Below are 20,884 nucleotides of genomic sequence, written 5' to 3' on the forward strand. Positions count from 1 at the left end.
ATCTTGCCGGTCGGGTTGCGCGGAATATCTGCAAAGATGATCTTGACCGGACGCTTGTAGCGCGGCAGCTTCATGCAGTAATCGCGGATTTCCTCTTCCGAGCAGCTAAAGCCTTCCTTGACTTCAATAATTGCGGCAGTAATCTCGCCGAGACGCTGATCCGGCATACCGATGACAGCCACATCCTTAATAGCCGGATGGGCACGCAGGAAGTCTTCGATCTGTACCGGATAAATATTCTCGCCGCCGCTGATGATGACGTCCTTCTTGCGGTCCACAAGGAAGTAGAAGCCATCCTCATCCTGACGCGCCATATCTCCGGTAAACAGCCAGCCATCCTTGAGGGTCTCTGCGGTTGCCTCTTCGTTGCGGTAGTAGCAGGTCATGACACCCGGGCCCTTGACACACAGCTCACCGACTTCGCCCTGCTCGACTTCGTTGCCGTCTTCATCGACAATCTTTGCCTCCCAGCCAAAGCCCGGTACGCCGATGGCGCCGACCTTATTGATGTTCTCCACGCCCAAGTGTACGCAGCCCGGTCCAATCGACTCACTCAGGCCATAGTTGGTGTCATACTGATGGTTCGGGAAATATGCCTTCCAGCGGCGAATCAGAGACGGCGGAACCGGCTGTGCGCCGATGTGCATCAGTCTCCACTGATCCAACTCATAATCCGACAGCTTCAAATCGCCGCGATCCAGCGCATCCAGAATATCCTGTGCCCACGGAACCAGCAGCCATACAATACTGCAATGCTCCTTGGAAACTGCTTCGAGGATGTACTTCGGCTTGGTGCCCTTGAGCAAAACGGCCTTGCCGCCGGAAATCAAACTGCCGAACCAATGCATCTTTGCACCGGTGTGATACAGCGGAGGAATGCACAGGAACACATCGTCCTTGGTCTGACCGTGATGATGCTGCTCGACGCGCGCGGCGTGCATCAGCGATTCATGATTGTGCAGAATCGCCTTCGGGAATCCGGTTGTGCCGGAAGAGAAGTAAATCGCCGCATCATCTTCATCGGTAATATCAATAAGCGGTGCCTGGCTCGAGCAATTAGCTGCCAAATGCGTGTAATCCTCTGCCCAGCTCGGACATCCGCCCTCGCCGAGATAGAACATCAGACGATTGTGTCCCAGCTCATCGGCAATCGGCTCCAGACGGCCGATAAAGTTATTGCCAAAGACAATGGCATTGACCTCTGCCAGCTCCGCGCAATACTTAATCTCATCGGTATCATAGCGGAAGTTAAACGGCACAGCCAGCGCACCGGTCTTGAGAATGCCGAAGTAAACCGGCAGCCACTCCAGACAGTTCATCAGCAGGATAGCGACCTTATCGCCCTTTTTGATGCCGCGGCTGAGCAGCAGATTGGCAAAGCGGTTTGCCTTCTCGTCAAATACATGCCAAGTAATCTCTCGGCGGTAATCCGAAGCCGGTGTCGGCTCCATCAAATCATATTCCTTCCACGTCACGCGGCGGATTTCTTTAATCTCTGGATTCAGCTCAACCAGTGCGACATCATTGCCGTACAGCTTGCTGTTTTTCTCAAGTAAATCGGTAATTGGCATAAGCCCTGTCCTTCCTCATATCAATCTCTATTCTGCGGGATTCTTTTCCCGTTTAAAGCGTAACTCTTTTATATATAAAAGTAACACAAACAAGGACAATTGTCAATTGAAAAAGCAGGAAGATTTGCCCTTGCCCGGGATAAGCCTTCCTCCTTGAGGAAGGTGGCGCGGCGTCAGCCGTGACGGAAGGAGCAGCACGCAAACAAATCTGTATCAGGGTCAGCCTGATTCGTCAGGACGAACCGGCTACTCCCTCAGTCATTTGCAAAGCAAATGACAGCTCCCTCAACGAGGGAGCCGTCAAAATCTACGTATTTTCTTACTCAGCCGCTGTGATCTGCTGTGCCATATCAAGCATCTGGTCAGCGGTCAAGCTGCCGTTGATCTGGTACAGGCTGTAGTGTACGCCGTTTGCTGTCCAGTTGATGCCGTGATAGGTATCGGTCTCCACGCTGTTGTCATTCTGACCTGCGTGAATGGCATCGCTGTCTGCGACATTAATCTCTACATCACCGGATGCTTCATCCAGCTTATCTTGTTCGGTCTTCAGGTAAGATTCCGACACATATTTCTCTGTCTTTGTCGTTTCGTAGTAGGAAACGCCGTCTTTCTGCGCGATGCAGGAACCCTCTGCCGAATCATGCTGTGCATCTTTGTCCTGTGCAAGTGTGACGGTCTGGTCACCTTTCTGGTAGGTGAAATCCAGCGATGCATACTTGTTGACGGTCTTACCGTCCTCATTCTGCTCCTGATTATTGACAACCGTGCCGTCTTTGAAAGCGAAACCGTTGTCAAAGTTTTTTACCAGAGCCGGGGCAAATCCCGCATCCTGCTCGCACTGCTGGGCAGTCGGCAGACTGGTGTAATCCGGGTCACTGGAACTGCTCGAAAAAATCGAGGAAATCGTGCCGCTGAATGCAAATGCGGAACCGCCGACAGCCATCGCTGCCGCAACCACAACCGCTGCCATCTTTTTCTTATTTCGTCTCATCCTATGAATCGGAACCTCCTTGGTGTTCTCCTGTGCCATGCGATGTAAAATGCGTGTGCGCATGTCATCGGGCATATGAATCTTCTGCGTTGTCTTGATATAGTCGTTTTCTCTCATGTTTCTCCGCTCCCTTTCAGCTTCAGCTGTCCGCTTTCTTCCAGCTCAAACTTGAGCTTTCTTCGCCCATACTGCAATCGTTTGCGCACGGCTGCGGCAGAAATATGCAGCATATCTGCGATTTCCTCCGATGTGTATCCTTCTATGTAATAGAGATAAATCACAGTCTTCAGCTTTCTTGGCAGCCGCATGACTTCTTCTAAAATATCATTTTGCTCTTCGTCTGCACATAGGTTATACGCGTCCTCCAAGGACACATAGGTATGGCGCAAATGAAAGCGGTGCATGTCTCGGCAAATATTTGCCGCCACGCGCAGAAGCCATGCTTTTCGATGCTCCTCGCTGTCAAACGCCGGGGCACGAGTGATATACCGAATCATGGTCTCTGACACGGCATCTTCGGCATCTGCTTGATTGCCTGTCACGGTAAAGCAGAAGCGAAACAACGTATCTGCATAGATCTTAAAAACCTGTTCTGCTGATTCACCCGCCGGACGTCCGGAATGATCCTGCATGGTTCTCAACCTCCTTTCACTATACACACGTTTCGCCCCCTCTTCGTGTGACATGCGCCGAAAAATTTTTCAAAAAAATAGGGAGCGTTTTCGCTCCCTTGTCTATCCGGTTGTTATTTGTTGTCGGTTCCTGTTTTCATGCGTTTCAGCAAAGACTGCTGCTCCTGCCGCTCATTGACCAAATGCATGACGTATGTGACCAATTTTTCCGAGGCATCCGGATGTCCCAGCGCCGCAATCGTCTCCCGCATGGTCCGAATGCGCACCGGATTGTTGAGCAAATAATACAGCACTTCATCCAGCGGAAATGTCTTCGTGACAAGCATCGCCATGCCGTTATTGAGCAAAAACTCCACATTGCGCTCTTCCTGTCCCGGAATCGGATTCGCCAAAATCATCGGCAAGCCCTTGGCAATCGCCTCTGTCACGGTCAGACCGCCCGGCTTGGTGATGATACAATCCGCCGCACTCATGAGTATATCGACATTGTCCACAAAGCCCATCACACGGATACTGCACGAGCCGGTATAGCGTTCGAGAAAATCGTTCAAATGCTGATAGGCTTTTTTGTTGTTGCCGCACACAGCGAGAATCTGAAAATCCACGCCGGTATTGGCGATGTGCTGCACGGTCTCTGCGCAGTCGCCGTATCCCATGCTGCCGCTCATGACGAGCAGCACCGGACGCTCTGTATCCAGTCCCAATTGTCTGCGTGCGTCCTCTTTTGCGATACGCTGATTGAATTTCGGGTGCACCGGAATGCCAAACGGCAGCAGGCGTTCCTCTGGAATGCCGCGCTTGACGGCGGTCTGGGTAATCAGCTCACTTGCCGTGACCAAGCCATCCATATACAGCACATCTTCCCAATACGGATGGATGCAATAGTCTGTCGCGATGCCGATACTCGGCGCGGTGACCATGCCGCGCTGCTTCATCTGACTGACCAAATGCGCCGCCAGCACATGCGTGCACACAATGGCATCCGGCTCAAAATTCTCCACAAACGACTCAAACCGAAAGGCACCCAATGTATTGACGAGCTTGACGACGTTCATCTTATTGAGCTTTTCCTTGGTCTGTGAGGTTTTATCATAAAACAGGCGATACAGCTCCGGCGTGTACTTAGACGAAAGCAAGTATCCCTTTGCCAGTGCCTGCTGAATCATTTTGCTGATATATTCGTACACATCGACGATCTGAACCTCTGCGCCTTTTTCCTGAAACAGGTCGGCCAACGCCTTCGCTGTGGCATGGTGTCCATAGCCCGCCGTCACCGACAGTAATAATATCTTCATGTAATCCTCCACCTTATGGGTTTCATTTTACCCTATTCCCTTCTCAAGTGCAACGTATAGCGGGCGAAATCCATCATTTTTACCGTATTGTAACCATTTTTCTGCATTCTGACTATTTATCTTCTATGGGATTTGTCATATAATATATACGATGTATTTTGTAAGACAAGTCGAAATATATCCTATGAACAGAAAAATCTGCGAATCCATCGAATTCCTTGGATTCCGTCATTTTAATTGGAGGCATTTGATTCATGTCTGACTTTTCTTTAAAGTCCTATGTAACAGACCATAAGACCATTCACCTCGTCGGTATCGGCGGCGTGTCCATGTCTGCGCTCGCTGAGCTGCTGCTGCATCTCGGCGCAAAGGTGACCGGCTCCGACCGCACCGAATCCGACGTCACGGACAAGCTGACCAAGCTCGGCGCACACATTACATACGCACACCTGCCGGAAAACGTAGACGGTGCAGACCTTGTCATCCGTACCGCTGCGGTGCACGATGACAATCCGGAAATCGCTCATGCCCGCGAGCTGGGCGTTCCGGTTATGGAGCGCGCACAGGCTTGGGGCAAGATCATGCTGGAATACAAGCACGCAGTCTGTGTATCCGGCACCCACGGCAAAACGACGACAACTTCTATGCTGACGATGGTCGGCATGGAGTGCGGCTCTGACCCGACCGTCATGGTCGGCAGCAATCTGGATGCCATCGGCGGCACCCTGCGCATCGGCGCACACGATTACTTCATCGCAGAGTCCTGTGAGTACACCAACTCCTTCCTCAGCTTCCATCCGACGGTTGCTGTCGTTCTGAATGTCGATGCCGATCATCTGGACTTCTTCAAGGACATCAACGACATCATTCATTCGTTCCATCGGTTCTGTGAGCTGGTTCCGGAAAACGGCGCGATTGTCGTCAACCACGATTCCGCCAATGCCATGCAGGCTGTACAGGGCATTGACCGCACCTGCATCACCTTCGGCACCACGCCGGAAGCAGATGTCTATCCGGAAAACGTCACGGATCGCCACGGCTACTACAGCTTTGACGTCATGCACAAGGGCGAATTCTTTACCCATGTTGACCTGTCTGTACCGGGCCGCCACAACATGCTCAATGCACTGGCTTCCTGCGGCGTATGTATCTTCCTCGGTTTGGATGCAGAGAAATCTGCGGCAGGTCTCAAGAAGTTCACGGGTTCTTCCCGCCGGTTCCAGCTGACCGGTCACATGGCAAACGGTGCTACCGTCATCGATGACTATGCACACCACCCGACCGAGATGATGGCAACGCTCAAGACCGCTCGTGAGATGGATTTTGACCGCATTATCTGCGTTTTCCAGTCGCACACCTATTCCCGCACCAAGGCACTGCTTCCGCAGTTTGTCGAAGCACTCAAGCTGTGCGACAAGGCCATTCTGGCAGATATTTACGCAGCCCGCGAGAAAAACACCTTTGGCGTCAGCGGCAAGGACATTGCCGATCAGCTGGACGGCGGCGAGTATTATCCGTCGTTTGAGCAGATCGAAGCGCGTGTCCGTGAAATCGCTCAGCCGAATGACCTCATCATCACGATGGGCGCAGGCAACATCAACACCATCGGCCCGAAGCTGTGTGTTGACGCGAAGTAAGATTCTATCAAACAAAAAAAGACTGCATTTCACGCGAAATGCAGTCTTTTTTTATGCCAATCCCTGTCTCCGGCGCGCGAGGTTAATAGGTCCGTCATGTAATTGTTTCAACTGGTTCAGCGTGCGGCGCGTGCCGAGAATCACGCAGGTTTCCGGATCATCCGAGGTATGCGCATCCAATCCCAGCGACTGCGAGAGATACTCCGCCATGCCGTACAGCTTCGAGCCGCCGCCCGCCAGAGCCATGCCGGTTTCCGTCAAATCTCCGACCAATTCCGGCGGCGTGCGCTCTAACAGAGCACACACAGCCTGCCGAATGAGATCTGCCTGTTCGCGCAAAATCGGCATCAATTCCTCTGATGTCACGGTTTCACAGGCGGGCAAACCTGTTGATCCCCGCCGTCCGCGCACCGGCACTGAACACAGCTCTTCTCTCGGCAGAACACTGCCGATGCTCTGTTTGATGCTCTCTGCGGCAGAAATGCCAATGAGCAAATCGTGCTGCTGTTTGACATGCTCTTGAATCGCCGCATCGCAGCTGTCTCCGGCAATGCGGATGGACGAAGCACACACGACAGCTCCCAGTGAAATCACTGCTAAATCCGTCGTACCGCCGCCAATGTCCACGACCAATGTTCCTTTCGGGCTGTCCGGATCAACGCCCGCACCGGCGGCAGCAGCAACTGGCTGCTCCATCAAGTACACCCGTGAGGCACCAGCCTGCATTCCCGCATCAATGACCGCCCGTTCCTCTAGTTCAGACACCAGCGGCGGCACACAAATCAACAGATTGGGGCGCATCAATCCGCCGCACCCGGCGCGCTTTAAAAATACTTTCGTCATCGCTCCGGCAATGGAACAATCGGTAATCACGCCGCCGCGCACCGGACGCACAGCGAGCAAATCCTCCGGTGTCCTGCCAAGCATGTCCCGCGCCTTTTTTCCGACACGAACAACACTGCCCGTACTTCTGCGCATCGCCACGACAGACGGTTCCCGCAAGACAATTCCTTTTCCTTCCCGATACAACAGTACCGACGATGTACCTAAATCCATGGCATAATCAAACATCCTGTGTTCCTCGCTTTCTTCTTCCGAACGGCTATATCAAAGTATATGCCCGTCCGTCATGCGATGATACACAGGATGACTGATTTTTATTCGACAAATGGTCAGGCTTTCGCCGCAGCTAGCACCCAAACGGTTTCCGGCTTGCCTTCCCGCAGCAGTTTGGCGCAATTGCTCACCGTTGCGCCGGTTGTGACAATATCATCAATCAGCAAAATTCGTTTGCCGGAAAGATCTATATCGCTTTTCCGTGCAAACGAACGCGCGGCATTTTCCTGCCGCTGTTTTGCCGACAATCTCGACTGCTTGTGCGAAAGCAATTTGCGCTTGAGCAGCGGCACATACGGCACGCCCCATTTTTCCGAGAGATATTTGGCAAATTCTTCGCTCTGATTGAATCCGCGCCGAAATTTATGCCAGCCGTTCATCGGCACACAGGTAATGACATCCGGCAGCGGCATGTGATGCCAATCCCACGCCTGTGCCATAAGTTCCGAAATGGGATTGAGTCGATAAGTCTGTTCGGCATATTTCAGCCGCAGCAACGCCGTGCGATAGCTGCCGCGATACCGTCCGGCACAAATCACTTCACTGACATATTCCGGCGGATAACAGGTCAGCGTCTGCCTGTCCGACTCCATCTGCTGGCGGCAATCTTTGCACAAGCCGCCCTCCCTATCTGTAATAGACTGTCCGCACAAAATACAGCTGGTTGGGAACAGCAGAGACATGATTATTCCTCCTCGAGGCTTGTCTGCGCATCTTCCGGCACTTGGCGAATAAGCCGTGCCCGCAGGGCACTATACCGCCGATTGCGCGTATTGGTATGCACCATCGTTTCCGTCACATCCGGATCTCCCACAAGCACAAGCAGCTTCTTGGCGCGCGTAATCGCCGTATACAAAATATTTCTCGTCAGCAGACGTCTGCCGATTCCCGCAGGCAGGGCGACAATCACCGCATCAAATTCACTGCCTTGGGATTTGTGTACGGTCATGGCATACGCCAGCTCCAACTCTCCGAGCATATCAAACGTATAATGCGACAATTTATCATCAAACTGTACACAGAGATTTTCATCCCGCAGAGAAATGCCGACAATCTTTCCGACATCGCCGTTAAACATGCCGGTTCCCTCTTCTTCCGGATCGTACTCTTTTTCCCAGACAATATCATAATTATTGCGCACCTGCATCACACGGTCACCCAATCGGAAAATCGTATCGCCGTATCGTTTTTCCGGTTTGGCATCATCCGGCGGATTGAGCGCATCTTGCAGCATTCGATTGAGCTGCTGTGTTCCGGCAGCCTGTCGGCGCGACGGCGTAAGCACCTGAATTTGATCCGGAGAGAATCCGTAATAATCCGGCAAACGCTTGCGGCACAAATCCACAACCGTCTGCATGACATCCTCTGCACTGTGCTTGCGCATGATAAAGAAATCTCCCTCGCGGCCGCCGCTGACCGGCATTTCTCCGCGATTGATCGCATGAGCATTGCGCACAATCGCACTTTCCTGTGCCTGACGGAAAATTTCATCCAATTCTACCGTGTGAATGCGTTCAGAACTGATGCAGTCACGCAAAAAATTACCTGGGCCGACCGGCGGCAGCTGGTCAGCATCACCGACCAAAATTAATCGCGTTTCCGGCGGCATTGCCTCCAGCAAGGCCTGCATTAGAACAATATCTATCATCGACACTTCGTCTAAGATTACGACATCACAGTCCAATGGATTTTGCTGATTGCGCGCAAATACCGCGCGTCCTTCTCCATTTCGATACCCAGACTCCAGCAGTCGATGAATGGTCTTTGCTTCTCTGTCGCACAGCTCACTGAGTCGCTTGGCAGCACGGCCTGTCGGCGCAGCCAAGACGACATTCAATCCCACAGCATCATAAAAATCCAACATACCGCGAACGGTTGTGGTTTTACCGGTCCCCGGGCCGCCGGTCAAAATGACCAGACCATACCGCGCCGCCCATTCGATTGCCTGCCGCTGGCGCGGTGCATACACGACAGCACTGTCTTGCTCCAATGTAGCGAGCAGTTCTTGCAGATTAAAATCGTATTCATATTCCGTATCAGACAGTTCTGTCAGATAATCCGCGACAAAAACTTCCGCTTCATGCATGGGATTCAAATATACCGCATCGCGGCGGCAAATATATTCGCAAATCAGTCTTCCGTTATCTTGCAGCTGAGTAAACTGATGTTCAAGAAGCTCCTGCTCCGGCAAATATCCATCTTCATCTTGCAGCAGCTGTGCCGCTGTGGCGAGCAGCTTTTCTTTTGGGATAAACGTATGACCATTGCTCAGATTGAATTGCAGCGTATACAAAATACCCGCTTGAATGCGTTCTTCTGCATCCCAAGGCATTCCCTGCGACAATGCCAAATCATCTGCCTGCTGAAAATCAACAGCAAATTCTTCGCTGCATAGCAAATAGGGATTATCCAGCACATGATCGATGGCACTGTCTTTAAATCGCTTATACAACTGCGCGGCAAGCTGCGGCGGCAGCTCATGTTCCATCAAAAATTCCATCAAGCGGCGCATAGATGTCTGCTGACGGAATTGTTCTCCGATTTGTTCGGCTTTTCGCGCCGTGATACCGGAAATATTGGCTAAGCGTTCCGGCTCATTTGCCATGACGGCAAAGGTCTCCTCGCCAAAGCGATCCGCAATTCTCTTTGCCAGCTTAGGACCAATGCCCTTGATGATACCGGAGGACAGATAATCGGCAATGCCCTTGACGGTCGCCGGCATCCGACGTTCAAAATATTCCGTCAAAAACTGTTCGCCATACGACGCATGAGTTGTCCAATGACCGGTCAGCATCAACTCTTCTCCCAAGCAAATCTGCGGCATCGTACCAACAGCAGTGATTTCTTCTCCGTCGTCTTCTATCAGCCGGATGACTGCATATCCATTGTCTTCATTTTGAAAAATCACAGCATCGACGGTTCCATTGATGCTTTGCAGTTCATTTTCCATGTTCTCTCCTCCTTTCTCTCGCATTATATCACAAGTAGTTTCCGAACGCAAAAAGTCCCGTCCGGATTTCTCCAGACGGGACAAAATGCACTTCAATAAGCGATCGAGTGGTTTCCGAAATTATTCGTAGATCTCGGTAACAACGCCAGAACCAACGGTACGGCCACCCTCACGGATAGCGAAACGCAGGCCCTTCTCGATAGCGATCGGGGTGATCAGAGCTACGTCCATATCAACGTTGTCGCCCGGCATGCACATCTCAGTGCCTTCCGGCAGAGTGATAACGCCAGTAACGTCAGTGGTACGGAAGTAGAACTGCGGACGGTAGTTGTTGAAGAACGGAGTATGGCGGCCGCCCTCTTCCTTCTTCAGAACGTATACCTGGCCCTTGAACTTGGTATGCGGATGGATGGTGCCCGGCTTAGCCAGTACCTGACCACGCTCAACCTCGTTCTTCTGGATACCACGCAGCAGGGTGCCGATGTTGTCGCCAGCTTCAGCGTAGTCCAGCAGCTTGCGGAACATCTCGATACCGGTAACAACGGTCTTGCGCGGAGCGTCCATCAGACCTACGATCTCGATTTCCTCGCCCATCTTGATCTGGCCACGCTCTACACGACCGGTAGCAACGGTACCACGACCGGTGATGGAGAATACGTCCTCGACCGGCATCAGGAACGGCTGGTCAGCCTTACGCTCCGGAGTCGGGATGTACTCGTCAACAGCGTCCATCAGCTCATGGATGCAAGCGTACTCCGGTGCATTCGGATCGGTGGAATCGCACTCCAGAACGCCCAGAGCGGTGCCACGGATGATCGGAACGTCGTCGCCCGGGAAGTCGTAGTCGTTCAGCAGCTCACGGATCTCCATCTCTACCAGATCCAGCAGCTCCTCGTCGTCTACCTGGTCAACCTTGTTCATGAATACAACGATATACGGTACGCCTACCTGACGAGCCAGCAGGATGTGCTCGCGGGTCTGCGGCATCGGGCCGTCAGCAGAAGATACTACCAGGATAGCACCGTCCATCTGAGCAGCGCCAGTGATCATGTTCTTTACATAGTCAGCATGGCCCGGGCAGTCAACGTGAGCATAGTGACGCTTAGCGGTCTTGTACTCTACGTGAGCGGTGTTGATGGTGATGCCGCGCTCCTTCTCTTCCGGAGCCTTATCGATCTCATCATACTTCATAACCTCAGCTTCGCCCTGCAGGCCGAGAACCTTGGTGATTGCAGCGGTAAGGGTGGTCTTGCCGTGGTCAACGTGGCCGATGGTGCCAATGTTAACATGAGGCAGGTCTCTTACGTACTTTTCCTTTGCCATTGTTGGAATCCTCCTTCAATATAATTGAACTAGCGTAGTAAAATACAGCTATATTTTATAATAATACCTGCAAAATTGCAAGTATTACCTCACAGATTTCACAGAGAAATCTGCAAAATCCGAAATCAGGCTCTCTCTCTTGCGAAAGAGAGCCTGTATTTTTAGAAATTAGCCCTGAGCCTTGTTGCGGTTAGAGATAATCTTGTCCGCAATGCTCTTCGGGATTTCAGCATAGTGGCTCGGCTGCATAACGTACTGGCCACGACCCTGAGAACGGGAGCGCAGGTCGGTAGCGTAACCGAACATCTCGGACAGCGGAACCTTAGCAGAGATAGCCTGTACAGCGCCTCTCGGCTCCATGCCCTGAATCTGGCCACGGCGGGAGTTCAGGTCGCCGATAACGTCGCCCATGTATTCCTCCGGAACCATAACGTCAACCTGCATGATCGGCTCGGTCAGAACCGGATCAGCCTTCTTCATAGCTTCCTTGAACGCCATAGAACCAGCGATCTTAAATGCCATTTCGGAAGAGTCGACTTCATGATAAGAACCATCATACAGAGTAACCTTGCAGTCAACTACCGGATAGCCTGCCAGAATACCATTCTGCATAGCGCCCTGGATACCCTGGTTAACCGGCTCGATGTATTCCTTCGGAATAGCACCGCCGACAACTGCATTGACGAACTCGTAACCAGCGCCCGGCTCGTTCGGCTCCAGCGTGATCTTAACGTGACCATACTGGCCCTTACCACCAGACTGACGAGCGTACTTGGTCTCGACGTCTGCCTTGCGGCGGATGGTTTCCTTGTAAGCAACCTGCGGCTTGCCTACGTTAGCCTCAACCTTGAACTCGCGGAGCAGACGGTCAACGATGATCTCCAGATGGAGCTCGCCCATACCAGCAATGATGGTCTGACCAGTCTCTTCGTCGGTGTAGGTCTTGAAGGTCGGGTCTTCTTCTGCCAGCTTAGCCAGCGCGATACCCATCTTCTCCTGACCAGCCTTGGTCTTCGGCTCGATAGCAACACGGATAACCGGATCCGGGAAGTTCATAGACTCCAGGATGATCGGGTGCTTTTCGTCGCACAGCGTGTCGCCGGTGGTGGTGTTCTTGAAGCCTACAGCTGCTGCAATATCGCCGGAGTATACCTTGGTAATGTCCTCACGATGGTTTGCGTGCATCAGCAGGATTCGACCCATTCTCTCGCGCTTGTCCTTGGTGGCGTTGAGTACGGAAGTACCAGCCTCCAGGGTACCGGAGTATACGCGGAAGAAGGACAGACGGCCAACGAACGGGTCGGTGGCAATCTTGAACGCCAGTGCAGAGAACGGAGCCTCGTCATCGGACGGACGCTCATCCTCTTCGTCGGTGTCCGGGTTGATACCCTTGATCGGCGGAATATCAATCGGAGCCGGCATGTAATCAACAATTGCATCCAGAAGCATCTGAACGCCCTTGTTGCGGTAAGCGGTACCACACAGTACCGGAACCAGCTTGTTGTCGATGGTAGCCTTGCGGAGTGCCTTCTTCAGATCCTCAACCGGAATCTCTTCGCCCTCCAGGTACATCATCATCAGATCTTCATCGGTATCGCAGATCAGCTCTACCATCTCGTCATGGTACTGCTGAGCCTTCTCAACCATATCTGCCGGAATATCCTCATCGCGGACATCCTTGCCGAGGTCATCATAGTAAACCTCTGCGCGCATGGTCATCAGGTCGATGATACCAACGAAATCGCTCTCAGAGCCAATCGGCAGCTGAATCGGAACCGGAACGCACTTCAGGCGATCCTTCATCATCTGAACAACGTTGTAGAAGTTCGCACCCATGATGTCCATCTTGTTGACGAACGCCATACGCGGAACCATGTAGTCGTTAGCCTGATGCCATACGGTCTCAGACTGCGGCTCTACACCGCCCTTTGCGCAGAATACGCAAACGGAGCCGTCCAGTACACGCAGGGAACGCTGAACTTCTACAGTAAAGTCAACGTGGCCCGGGGTGTCGATGATGTTGATTCGATGACCCTTCCAGTGGCAGGTAGTAGCAGCGGAAGTAATGGTGATACCACGTTCCTTCTCCTGTACCATCCAGTCCATCTGGGAAGCGCCCTCATGGGTCTCACCGATCTTATGGGTACGACCAGTGTAGTACAGAATACGCTCTGTCGTCGTGGTCTTACCAGCATCGATGTGCGCCATGATACCAATGTTTCTAGTATTTTCCAGTGAAAACTCTCTTGGCATGGTATTTCTCCTTTCGTAAAGTCACCCGGTTACAGATTAGTATCTGTAATGAGCAAATGCCTTGTTAGCCTCTGCCATCTTATGGGTATCTTCACGCTTCTTAACAGAACCGCCCAGATTGTTCACTGCATCCATGATCTCGCCAGCTAGTCTCTCTGCCATTGTTCTCTCGGAACGAGCACGGGAGTACTTGGTGATCCAGCGCAGACCCAGAGTCTGACGTCTCTCCGGACGAACTTCCATCGGAACCTGGTAGGTAGCACCGCCTACACGGCGAGCCTTAACTTCCAGGGACGGCATGATGTTATCCATAGCCTCGATAAATACTTCTAACGGATCGCGGCCAGACTTCTCCTTCACGATGTCAAAAGCACCGTAAACAACCTTCTGAGCAACGCCCTTCTTGCCGTCCAGCATGATGGAGTTAATCAGCTTGGTAACGAGCTGGGAACCGTAGATCGGATCCGCCAGAACTTCTCTCTTGGGAACAAAACCTCTTCTTGGCACGATACTTCCCTCCTTCACAATAATGATTTCATAGGTACTTCAAAAGCCACCCCTGGCTTTTGTCATCGCCTGTCCGAGGTGTCTGAAATAAAATCTATTCAAACAACGCTCAGGACAAAGCTTTTTCTGCTTTGCTGAACTGTGTTCAAGTCAAACGCACGGGTGATGTGTGGGTTTTAGGCTCTTAGGCTTACTTGCCTGCCTTCGGACGCTTAGCGCCGTACTTAGAACGAGCCTGATTGCGGTTTGCAACGCCCTGGGTATCCAGAGTGCCGCGGATGATGTGGTAACGTACACCCGGAAGGTCCTTGACACGACCGCCGCGTACCATTACTACGGAATGCTCCTGCAGGTTGTGGCCGATACCCGGGATGTAAGCGGAAACTTCCATACCGTTGGTCAGCTTAACACGGGCTACCTTACGCAGTGCAGAGTTCGGCTTCTTCGGGGTCATAGTCTTGACAGTAGTGCAGACGCCTCTCTTCTGCGGAGAAGACTGCTTGGTCTCCTTCTTCTTCAGAGAGTTCAGACCTACCTGAAGTGCCGGGGCAGTGGACTTGTACTCAGTTTCCTTTCTACCCTTGCGAACGAGCTGGTTAAAGGTTGGCATTTAACTTGCACCTCCTTCAAAAGATTGAATAGATTTATTTCAGCGGGAGTTTGTCCCGTTAAAATCAAGAAATAACGGTGACGACTGCTGCGCCGACTGCAATGCCGACTGCGCTTCCCAGTTCCTTCATAGACGGAACCTCAGTCACCGGAACGCTGTGTACTTCACACAGTTCATAGATTGGTGCGGTAATCCGACGCTCTGCGTCCGCCGCAATGAATACCTGTTTGGCACTGCCGTCACGGATGACTTTTTTTGACTGCTTGACGCCGACGACCTTTGCCGCCGAAGACAGCTGAGAGAGCATAGATATACCTCCTTATCGCATACCCGTTTATTTTACCCCATAAGTCACATCCTGTCAATGCTTTTTTTCGGAATTCTACGAACCTGAAGACAGGATGTCCTTCTTTTCGAGATTTATGCGTAATATTGCACAAACGACAAAAAAATTCCTTTTATGAGACAAAATTTTCCGGTTTTTCTCCCATGCAGGATATGCTCTCGATTCCTGCATGTGTTTATCGAAACAAGCTCTTTAAATCGTAAAAAAGACCTTTTTCATACAGCATTTGATAGTTCTTCTGTGCGGATACGGTCGAACGCTGATAGACCTCTTCATGATAGTCTTGGTATCCCGCCGCCAAAAACGCACACAGGCACACCGCCAGCACCGTTGTACAGAGGATCTGTTTTTTCTTGACGGTCTCGGCAATCCAAAGCCACACGGCATACAGCATCAAAGCTGCTGCGATGAGACAAAACAGATACAGACCATACGTGGCAAACCGGCTGTGATGCAGCTGTTTTTTACAGGCACCGCGCAGCACCGCATCAATGCGTGCCAAATAGACACCATAAGTGACCAGTACCAGCGCCGCAAAAAAGCAGCCGTATTTCCAAAGTTTCTCGTGTTTCATCATGGAAAACTCCCCTTGGGGATTGTGTTTACTCGACACAGTATAGCATATCATATCAAAAATTTCATCTGTGAAAGTTGACAAAAATCCCCTCGGATTTCTCCGAGGGGATTTTCTATATCATCGATGAATCTTAGTCCATGTTATGAATTTCTTCGTAGTGACCGCTGCGGTATTCCTTCAGACCAGAGCCTGCCGGAATCAGCTTACCGATCAGAACGTTCTCCTTCAGACCGGTCAGCGGGTCAACCTTACCCTTGATAGCAGCATCGGTCAGGACACGGGTGGTCTCCTGGAAGGATGCAGCAGACAGGAAGGACTCGGTTGCCAGAGCAGCCTTTGTGATACCCATGAGTACCGGAGAAGCAGTTGCGAAGGTCAAGCCGGTTTCGCCTGCGTCCATGCGCTCCTGTACCTTCTCGTTTGCATCTTCCAGCTCGAGAATGGTCAGCATTGCGCCCGGCAGCAGATCGGTATCGCCTGCGTCCTCAACCTTGATCTTACGCATCATCTGACGAACGATAACTTCGATGTGCTTGTCGTTCAGATCTACGCCCTGCTGACGGTATACCTTCTGAACTTCCTTCAGCAGGTAATCCTCAACGGCACGCGGATTCAGGATGCGCAGAATGTCATGCGGGTTCAGAGCGCCCTCGTTGAGCTGGAAGCCCTGCGGAATCACATCGCCATCGTGTACGCGGATGCCGGAGGAGGAAGCCAGCTGGTAGCTCTTGGTCTCGCCAGTCTGCTGGTTGACAACGTTTACGGTACGAACCGTGGTACGCTTGGACTCTTCAATGGTAACTACGCCGCCGATTTCAGCCAGAGTAGCAACCTTCTTCGGCTTTCTAGCCTCGAACAGTTCTTCAACTCGCGGAAGACCCTGCGTAATATCGGAACCTGCGATACCGCCGGAATGGAAGGTACGCATGGTAAGCTGGGTGCCCGGCTCGCCGATGGACTGTGCTGCGATAACGCCGACTGCTTCGCCCATCGCGCACTCTGCGTTGAATGCCAGGTTGGAGCCATAGCAGTGTGCACAAACGCCCTTGCGTGCGCGGCACTGCAGAACGGTACGAATCTGTACCTTCTTGATGCCAGCAGCAACGATGCGCTCTGCATCCTGCTCGGTCATCATGTCTTCCTTGTGCTGGAGGATCTCGCCGGTCTCCGGATGGACCACATCGTCAACCGGGTAACGGCCAACCAGACGCTCAGCCAGCGGCTCGATGCAGGAATTGCCTTCCATGATGTCCTCGACCCAGATACCGATCTTCGCGCCGCAGTCTTCCTCGCGGATGATAACTTCCTGCGATACGTCAACCATTCGACGGGTCAGGTAACCAGAGTCGGCGGTACGCAGTGCGGTATCTGCCAAGCCCTTACGAGCGCCTCGAGCGGAGATGAAGTACTCCAATACGGACAGACCCTCACGGAAGTTCGACTTAACCGGGATCTCGATGGTGCGGCCGGCTGCGTTTGCCATCAGGCCACGCATACCTGCCAGCTGACGGATCTGGTTGATAGAACCTCGAGCACCGGACTGTGCCATCATGTGAATCGGGTTGAAGCGGTCGCTTTCCATCTTCTCCTGAAGAGCGTCGGTTACGACCTTGGTGGTCTCCTCCCACTCCTTAACAACCAGACGGTAACGCTCGGCGTCAGTAATAAAGCCGCGCTTGTACTTGCGGTCGATTGCTGCAACCTTCTTCTCAGAAGCTTCGATCAAGCTCTGCTTCTGTTCCGGAACAGCGATGTCAGAGAAGGATACGGTCAGAGCACCCTTTGTCGAGTATTTATAGCCCATTGCCTTGATGGCGTCCAGTACCTCAGCGGTAACGTTAAAGCCATGCTTGCGAATGCACTTGTCAATGATCTTACCAAGCTGCTTCTTGCCGCAAGTCTGCATGATTTCCAGCTTGAGCATGTCTTCCTTGGTATGTCTCTCGATGAAGCCCAGATCCTGCGGGATCTTCTGGTTGAAGATCAGGCGGCCTGCGGTTGCATCAACGATGCCGGTAACGGTCTCACCGTCTACGACAACGCTTCTGCGCACCTTGATCGGTGCATGAATGCCGATGACGCCTTCATCGTATGCCATCAGAGCCTCGTCCTCATTGCGGAATACCTTGCCGGCACCCTTTTCGGTGTCGCGGTCGATGGTCAGGTAGTAAGAGCCAAGTACCATATCCTGAGACGGTACGGTTACCGGCTTGCCGTCCTGCGGCTTGAGCAGGTTGTTGGCGGACAGCATCAGCAGACGTGCCTCAGCCTGTGCCTCAACGCTCAGCGGCAGATGCACAGCCATCTGGTCGCCGTCGAAGTCGGCGTTAAATGCGGTACAAACCAGCGGATGCAGCTTGATTGCACGGCCTTCTACAAGGATCGGCTCGAATGCTTCGATACCCAGACGGTGCAGCGTCGGGGCACGGTTCAGCAGAACCGGATGACCCTTGATGACGGTCTCGAGTGCATCCCAAACCTCCGGCTTGCCGCGCTCTACCATCTTCTTGGCAGACTTGATGTTGGATGCAACACCGGTCTGAACCAGACGCTTCATGATAAACGGCTTAAACAGCTCGATTGCCATTTCCTTCGGCAGGCCGCACTGATAAATCTTCAGATCCGGACCTACGACGATTACGGAACGGCCAGAGTAGTCAACACGCTTGCCGAGCAGGTTCTGACGGAAACGTCCCTGCTTGCCCTTCAGCATATCGGAGAGGGACTTGAGCGGGCGGTTGTTCGGGCCGGTTACCGGACGGCCGCGGCGGCCGTTATCGATCAGCGCGTCAACAGCTTCCTGCAGCATACGCTTCTCGTTGCGAACAATGATGTCCGGTGCGCCCAGCTCCAGCAGGCGCTTCAGACGGTTATTTCTGTTGATAACACGACGATACAGATCGTTCAGGTCGGAGGTCGCAAAACGACCGCCGTCCAACTGTACCATCGGGCGGATTTCCGGCGGGATGACCGGAACAACGTCCATAATCATCCACTCCGGACGGTTGCCGGACTGACGGAACGCCTCGACAACTTCCAGACGCTTGATAATGCGAACGCGCTTCTGACCCGTTGCATTCTTCAGCTCAGCCTTCAGCTCAACGCTCAGCTGCTCCAGATCCAGCTCCTTCAGCAGCTTTTGGATAGCCTCAGCACCCATAGCAGCCTCAAAGTCGTCCTCGAACTTCTCGCGCATATCGCGGTACTCGCGCTCGGTCAGAATCTGCTTCTTAATCAGGCCGGTGCCTTCGCCCGGATCGGTTACGATATAAGCGGCAAAGTACAGTACCTTCTCCAGAAGACGCGGGGACATATCCAGAATCAGACCCATGCGGGACGGAATGCCCTTGAAGTACCAGATATGAGATACCGGTGCAGCCAGCTCGATGTGACCCATACGCTCGCGGCGTACCTTGGACTTGGTAACTTCAACACCGCAGCGCTCACAGATCTTGCCCTTATAGCGAACCTTCTTGTAGCGTCCGCAGTGGCACTCCCAGTCCTTCTGCGGTCCAAAGATGCGCTCACAGAACAGACCGTCGCGCTCCGGCTTCAGTGTTCTATAGTTGATGGTTTCCGGCTTCTTGACCTCGCCGTAAGACCATTCGCGGATGAGCTCCGGCGAAGCAAGGCCGATTTTAATTGCATTAAACGTATTGTATCCCATGCTTACTCCTCCGTATCGCTGTCAAAACCGTCATCGCTGCCGAACAGATCGTCTGCCTCTGCGCTGGTGTCGGTGTAAGCTGCGTCATCCTCCATCAGCGGATGATCGCCGTCTTCTGCATCCGAAACACCATAACCGGCTGCTTCAAACTCTTCAGCGGTTGCATGCGAGCGGTTCTCGCGCTCAACCTGGCTGAAGTTGGTGGTTTCATCATCGTCGTCGGTCAGAATGATTTCCTCACCCTGCTCGTCCAGCACGCGAATATCCAAGCACAGGGACTGCAATTCCTTGATGAGTACCTTGAAGGACTCCGGAATGCCGGCTGCCGGAATGTTGTGACCCTTGACAATTGCCTCGTAGGTCTTGACACGGCCGACAATATCGTCGGACTTGACGGTCAGGATTTCCTGCAGCGTGTATGCTGCGCCGTATGCCTCGAGGGCCCAAACTTCCATCTCGCCGAAACGCTGGCCGCCGAACTGTGCCTTACCGCCGAGCGGCTGCTGGGTTACCAGAGAGTACGGACCAGTAGAACGTGCATGAATCTTATCATCAACCAGATGATGCAGCTTCAGGTAATACATGTAACCAACGGTTACTTCATTGTCAAACTTCTCACCGGTACGTCCATCGTACAGAACAGACTTACCGTTCGGGTTCTTGCCTGCTGCCTTGAGGGCATCGGCAATATCCTGCTCGCTCGCGCCGTCAAATACCGGCGTTGCAATCTTCCAGCCCATGCTCATAGCAGCATAGCCCAGATGTACTTCCAGTACCTGTCCGATATTCATTCGAGACGGCACGCCCAACGGGTTCAGTACGATGTCCAGCGGAGTACCGTCTTCGAGGAACGGCATATCCTCCTGCGGCAGAATGCGGGAAACGACACCCTTGTTACCATGGCGGCCTGCCATCTTATCGCCGACAGAGATCTTTCTCTTCTGTGCGATGTATACGCGAACCGTCATGTTTACGCCAGGAGACATGTCATCTCCGCCCTCACGGGTGAACACCTTGACATCGACAACGATGCCGGCCTCGCCGTGCGGTGCACGCAGGGACGTATCACGTACTTCGCGTGCCTTTTCGCCGAAGATGGCGCGCAGCAGGCGCTCTTCTGCGGTCAGCTCGGTCTCGCCCTTCGGGGTAACCTTACCAACCAGAATATCACCGGAGTGAACCTCTGCACCGATGCGGATAATGCCGCGCTCGTCCAGATCACGCAGAGCGTCATCGCCGACATTCGGGATGTCACGGGTGATTTCTTCCGGTCCCAGCTTGGTATCGCGGGATTCGGATTCGTATTCTTCAATATGAATCGAGGTGTATACGTCGTCACGAACCAGACGCTCGTTGAGCAGTACAGCATCCTCGTAGTTATAACCTTCCCAAGTCATGAAGCCGATCAG

Annotated in this window: 15 protein-coding genes and 1 pseudogene; 1 reads left to right on the forward strand and 15 read right to left on the reverse strand. The window is 52.8% G+C overall.

Annotation, left to right across the window (positions count from 1 at the left end):
* The 4 genes from ACR0P9_RS00730 to ACR0P9_RS00745 form a co-directional block, all read right to left on the reverse strand.
* The coding region (locus tag ACR0P9_RS00730; protein ID WP_432616935.1) for a class I adenylate-forming enzyme family protein at positions 1-1,571 on the reverse strand (1,571 nt) is incomplete at its 3' end.
* A 319-nt stretch (positions 1,572-1,890) separates the two neighbouring features.
* Complete coding sequence (locus tag ACR0P9_RS00735; RefSeq protein ID WP_432616936.1) at positions 1,891-2,679, reverse strand: hypothetical protein; 789 nt, start codon at positions 2,677-2,679, stop codon at positions 1,891-1,893.
* Positions 2,676-3,194, reverse strand: a complete 519-nt coding sequence (locus ACR0P9_RS00740) for an RNA polymerase sigma factor (protein WP_432616937.1) — start codon at positions 3,192-3,194, stop codon at positions 2,676-2,678. Before ACR0P9_RS00740 ends, ACR0P9_RS00735 begins: the two co-directional genes overlap by 4 nt.
* Positions 3,195-3,307: 113 nt before the next feature.
* Positions 3,308-4,489: an MGDG synthase family glycosyltransferase gene (locus ACR0P9_RS00745; RefSeq protein ID WP_432616938.1), complete on the reverse strand. Its 1,182-nt coding sequence runs from the start codon at positions 4,487-4,489 to the stop codon at positions 3,308-3,310.
* A 254-nt stretch (positions 4,490-4,743) separates the two neighbouring features.
* Here ACR0P9_RS00745 and murC point away from each other — a divergent pair, with 254 nt between their 5' ends.
* Entirely contained in the window at positions 4,744-6,126 is a 1,383-nt protein-coding gene (murC, locus tag ACR0P9_RS00750) for a UDP-N-acetylmuramate--L-alanine ligase (RefSeq protein ID WP_432616939.1), read from the forward strand.
* 51 nt (positions 6,127-6,177) lie between these two features.
* On the opposite strand, the gene ACR0P9_RS00755 is transcribed toward murC, so the two are convergent.
* From ACR0P9_RS00755 to ACR0P9_RS00805, 11 genes and pseudogenes are all read right to left on the reverse strand, one after another.
* The gene (locus ACR0P9_RS00755) at positions 6,178-7,182 is read right to left on the reverse strand and encodes a rod shape-determining protein (protein WP_432616940.1); all 1,005 of its coding nucleotides are present in this window, start codon (positions 7,180-7,182) and stop codon (positions 6,178-6,180) included.
* Positions 7,183-7,298: 116 nt separating this feature from the next.
* Positions 7,299-7,925 (reverse strand): ComF family protein, encoded by a 627-nt coding sequence (locus ACR0P9_RS00760; protein WP_432616941.1) that lies wholly within the window; start codon positions 7,923-7,925, stop codon positions 7,299-7,301.
* Between the two features lie 2 nt (positions 7,926-7,927).
* On the reverse strand, positions 7,928-10,192 hold the full coding sequence (gene recD2 / locus ACR0P9_RS00765) for an SF1B family DNA helicase RecD2 (protein WP_432616942.1): 2,265 nt from the start codon (positions 10,190-10,192) through the stop codon (positions 7,928-7,930).
* Positions 10,193-10,312: 120 nt separating this feature from the next.
* Positions 10,313-11,515 carry an elongation factor Tu gene (gene tuf, locus ACR0P9_RS00770; RefSeq protein ID WP_432616943.1) on the reverse strand — a complete coding sequence of 401 codons (1,203 nt, stop codon included), beginning with the start codon at positions 11,513-11,515 and terminating at the stop codon, positions 10,313-10,315.
* 168 nt (positions 11,516-11,683) lie between these two features.
* Positions 11,684-13,768, reverse strand: a complete 2,085-nt coding sequence (gene fusA, locus ACR0P9_RS00775) for an elongation factor G (RefSeq protein ID WP_432616944.1) — start codon at positions 13,766-13,768, stop codon at positions 11,684-11,686.
* A gap of 36 nt (positions 13,769-13,804) precedes the next feature.
* Positions 13,805-14,275, reverse strand: a complete 471-nt coding sequence (rpsG, locus tag ACR0P9_RS00780) for a 30S ribosomal protein S7 (RefSeq protein WP_216469792.1) — start codon at positions 14,273-14,275, stop codon at positions 13,805-13,807.
* A gap of 190 nt (positions 14,276-14,465) precedes the next feature.
* Entirely contained in the window at positions 14,466-14,885 is a 420-nt protein-coding gene (gene rpsL, locus ACR0P9_RS00785) for a 30S ribosomal protein S12 (RefSeq protein ID WP_216469793.1), read from the reverse strand.
* Between the two features lie 64 nt (positions 14,886-14,949).
* Positions 14,950-15,192 carry a L7Ae/L30e/S12e/Gadd45 family ribosomal protein gene (locus tag ACR0P9_RS00790; RefSeq protein ID WP_432616945.1) on the reverse strand — a complete coding sequence of 81 codons (243 nt, stop codon included), beginning with the start codon at positions 15,190-15,192 and terminating at the stop codon, positions 14,950-14,952.
* A gap of 214 nt (positions 15,193-15,406) precedes the next feature.
* Entirely contained in the window at positions 15,407-15,808 is a 402-nt protein-coding gene (locus ACR0P9_RS00795; protein WP_432616946.1) for a hypothetical protein, read from the reverse strand.
* A 130-nt stretch (positions 15,809-15,938) separates the two neighbouring features.
* Entirely contained in the window at positions 15,939-19,475 is a 3,537-nt protein-coding gene (gene rpoC / locus ACR0P9_RS00800) for a DNA-directed RNA polymerase subunit beta' (RefSeq protein WP_432616947.1), read from the reverse strand.
* Positions 19,476-19,477: 2 nt separating this feature from the next.
* Positions 19,478-20,884 (reverse strand): annotated as a pseudogene (locus ACR0P9_RS00805) (DNA-directed RNA polymerase subunit beta); the annotation flags it as partial.

Source organism: Butyricicoccus sp., assembly GCF_050872565.1.
In the GTDB taxonomy this organism is placed as follows: domain Bacteria; phylum Bacillota; class Clostridia; order Oscillospirales; family Butyricicoccaceae; genus Butyricicoccus_A.

Coding starts and splice junctions, on each gene's coding strand:
- ACR0P9_RS00735 (WP_432616936.1), bottom strand. CDS start 2,679: ATGAGAGAAAACGACTATATCAAGACAACGCAGAAGATTCATATGCCC.
- ACR0P9_RS00740 (WP_432616937.1), bottom strand. CDS start 3,194: ATGCAGGATCATTCCGGACGTCCGGCGGGTGAATCAGCAGAACAGGTT.
- ACR0P9_RS00745 (WP_432616938.1), bottom strand. CDS start 4,489: ATGAAGATATTATTACTGTCGGTGACGGCGGGCTATGGACACCATGCC.
- murC (WP_432616939.1), top strand. CDS start 4,744: ATGTCTGACTTTTCTTTAAAGTCCTATGTAACAGACCATAAGACCATT.
- ACR0P9_RS00755 (WP_432616940.1), bottom strand. CDS start 7,182: ATGGATTTAGGTACATCGTCGGTACTGTTGTATCGGGAAGGAAAAGGA.
- ACR0P9_RS00760 (WP_432616941.1), bottom strand. CDS start 7,925: ATGTCTCTGCTGTTCCCAACCAGCTGTATTTTGTGCGGACAGTCTATT.
- recD2 (WP_432616942.1), bottom strand. CDS start 10,192: ATGGAAAATGAACTGCAAAGCATCAATGGAACCGTCGATGCTGTGATT.
- tuf (WP_432616943.1), bottom strand. CDS start 11,515: ATGGCAAAGGAAAAGTACGTAAGAGACCTGCCTCATGTTAACATTGGC.
- fusA (WP_432616944.1), bottom strand. CDS start 13,768: ATGCCAAGAGAGTTTTCACTGGAAAATACTAGAAACATTGGTATCATG.
- rpsL (WP_216469793.1), bottom strand. CDS start 14,885: ATGCCAACCTTTAACCAGCTCGTTCGCAAGGGTAGAAAGGAAACTGAG.
- ACR0P9_RS00790 (WP_432616945.1), bottom strand. CDS start 15,192: ATGCTCTCTCAGCTGTCTTCGGCGGCAAAGGTCGTCGGCGTCAAGCAG.
- ACR0P9_RS00795 (WP_432616946.1), bottom strand. CDS start 15,808: ATGATGAAACACGAGAAACTTTGGAAATACGGCTGCTTTTTTGCGGCG.
- rpoC (WP_432616947.1), bottom strand. CDS start 19,475: ATGGGATACAATACGTTTAATGCAATTAAAATCGGCCTTGCTTCGCCG.